Here is a 2395-nt window from a genome sequence, read left to right on the forward strand (position 1 = left end):
CAATGATGGAAATACGGTCATTCGGAACCCCCCGATTCAGAAGCCGTTGGATGCAATCGTGTAGCTTGCTTTCTTCCTTGAAAGCAGCAGATACACACTTTTGAGGTGGATTAGCAAAGGTACTCATCGATGTCCTCTAGGTGTTGTGATTTGTTTTAGCCATTGACCATTCCATTCATCTAACAATTAAATTATCATGCTTGCATTCCAGATTGCCTAAATCGCATAGCAAACTCGAGAGAAAGCTGTAAATTGAAGTGACTTCTATCTCCACTATAGATTTCTGACAAGAACTTTATCAAGAGTTATGACAAGAACTTTATCAAGAGTTATGAATTGAGAGGCTATTTAAGAACGGGAGAAAAACGGCTTCTGGGTGGGTTGGCTGAGGCATGAAGCTCCCCCCACCTATTGCCCTTTATACAGCGTTGGGTAGCAGCCTGTATGCGCGTTCAGGGTAGGAGGTTTGTCATCTCGTCTACCCAAGAACATCGCAGTGCTCCGCCCATACCGCTTGCGGTTGGGTGGTGGTGAGGCGATGTCCCTCCGGGTCATCCGGAGGACGATGCGCCCAGCAATCACTCAATCTTGGCCTGCTGCTGAATGTACTGGGTGAGCACAGCAAGAGGCGCGCCACCACAAGAAATGATGCAGTATGAACGGCTCCAGAAGACGGGCTTGCCACGGTAGACCTTGACTAGGTGCTCAGCAAACTCTTTGCGAATCAAGCGACTGGAAACAGTTTTCAGGTTGTTCACCAGTTTTGAGGGCTGAACCTTTGGGTTAACGGACATGAGCAAATGAACATGATCCGCCTCCCCATTGAACTCGATTAATTCTCCCTCCCACTTTTGCAGGGTTTCCGCAAATATTTCCCTGAGCCTATTCAGCATGGGTTGAGTGATACACTTGCGGCGGTACTTAGTGCAAGCGACTAAGTGAAAGTAGATGCTGTAAGAGCAGTGATAGAGGGCGTTTAAGGGCAGTGACATTGGGTGCGACTAAGTGTTGCACTGCGCCTATGATAACCCTGACGTATGAGTACAAGCTAAAACCGACCAAGCAGCAGGCCGAACAGATCGACCACGATTTAGAGGTGTGCCGTAGGGTCTGGAATGATGCGCTGAGGGAGCGCAAAGACTGGATGGCTTCTCGTAAGTGTCCGGTCAATGCCTGCTCTCTGCGTAGCGAGTACCTCATCCCGGCAGACGCGCCATACCCCAGCTTTAAGCTGCAATGCCAACGGCTGACTGAGGCAAAGCGGCTTGATGAGGATCTCGCCTCTGTCAATGCCCAGGCATTGCAGCAGGTTTTGAGGCGTTTAGACCAAGCGTTTGATCGTCGCAAAAAGTTGGGGGCTGGGTTCCCCCGGTTCAAAAAGCCGGGACAGATGCGGTCGTTTTCGTTCCCTCAACGCCCAGGGTGATGAGCTGCCAGTAGCGCCCCGTGCGATCGCTCAAAACCCCAATCCCGAGGCGCAATCCGTAGGCCAACAACTCGCCGCTGCCAGCCACCAGGCCCACGACAGTACTACTGGCCCCCAGGGATCCCAAAAAAGCACCCGAAATGCTGCGCGCCCCTTCGTAAGTGGCATCCGCGCACAAACCGACGATCCCCAACAGCAGAATAAAGCGCAGGGCACTGGGTGAATCGGGCATAGGAATCTCTTAGGGGACTCTAATCGCGTTGGGGTACATGGAGCAGAATCTGGACGGGATGGAGGGTCACTAGGCCATCGGTGATCATCGCCTTGATCTCAGTTGACACTCCCCCGTTTTACAAACGGGGGATTCTCCCTTCTAGCTCCCCACAGCTTGCAGCTGTGGAGGATTCATGGAGTTCAGGGGATTGCCAACTACCCCATCCCCTGAGCCGACCCTACCTATTACGGGCAGGGCTTCTTTTAGACTCAAGGGACATGAGAACCCGTCCCACCGAGCAAGGTTCATTGCGGCATTCCAGTCCGCGTCACAGCAATACCCGTCCTGCCCGGTGAACAAATGCCCACTCCTTTTACCAATCAATCCTGTCCTGTGGTCGGTTTTGGACGTATAGGCAGCAGGGCGCTTGTGCAGCGTCCTACCCGCCATTTCCAGCTTGTAGGCAGTCTTCCACTCCAGGTCGTAGTACGACCAGCTGTGCCGTGATTTACCGGCATCAGAGCGAGCCTTCTGGCTCTGTCTGGACTGGCGAATACCCGAGAGGTCTTCCATCCACACATCGGCATTCACCGCATTGGCAAACCGCACAACGCGGCGGCTAATCGTATGGTTGACCGCCCTCATCCAACGGGCTTCTTTGCGCTCCAGTCGCTTGAGTGCTCGGTATTTACCCGCCTGTTGCAACTGGGCACGACGCTTCTGGAAACGACGACGACGATAGGCTACCTCTCCAC

The 2395-nt window shown here is 53.2% G+C and carries 3 protein-coding genes and 1 pseudogene; 1 reads left to right on the forward strand and 3 read right to left on the reverse strand.

Annotated features, from left to right (window positions below):
- Positions 1–578: 578 nt before the first annotated feature.
- A complete protein-coding gene (gene tnpA, locus JX360_RS17175) occupies positions 579–992 on the reverse strand; it encodes an IS200/IS605 family transposase (RefSeq protein ID WP_244353438.1) in 414 nt (137 codons plus the stop codon).
- Positions 993–1021: 29 nt separating this feature from the next.
- Here tnpA and JX360_RS17180 point away from each other — a divergent pair, with 29 nt between their 5' ends.
- Positions 1022–1426, forward strand: a complete 405-nt coding sequence (locus JX360_RS17180) for a helix-turn-helix domain-containing protein (RefSeq protein ID WP_244353439.1) — start codon at positions 1022–1024, stop codon at positions 1424–1426.
- On the opposite strand, the pseudogene JX360_RS17185 reads toward JX360_RS17180, so the two are convergent.
- Both JX360_RS17185 and JX360_RS17190 read right to left on the reverse strand, forming a co-directional pair.
- A pseudogene (locus JX360_RS17185) lies at positions 1383–1658 on the reverse strand (MFS transporter); the annotation flags it as partial. The gene JX360_RS17180 and the pseudogene JX360_RS17185 sit on opposite strands and share 44 nt — an antisense overlap.
- Positions 1659–1799: 141 nt before the next feature.
- Positions 1800–2395 (reverse strand): zinc ribbon domain-containing protein (locus JX360_RS17190; protein WP_244353441.1); only part of this gene is annotated, 596 nt, incomplete at its 5' end.

This window comes from Thermostichus vulcanus str. 'Rupite' (assembly GCF_022848905.1).
Lineage (GTDB): Bacteria > Cyanobacteriota > Cyanobacteriia > Thermostichales > Thermostichaceae > Thermostichus > Thermostichus vulcanus_A.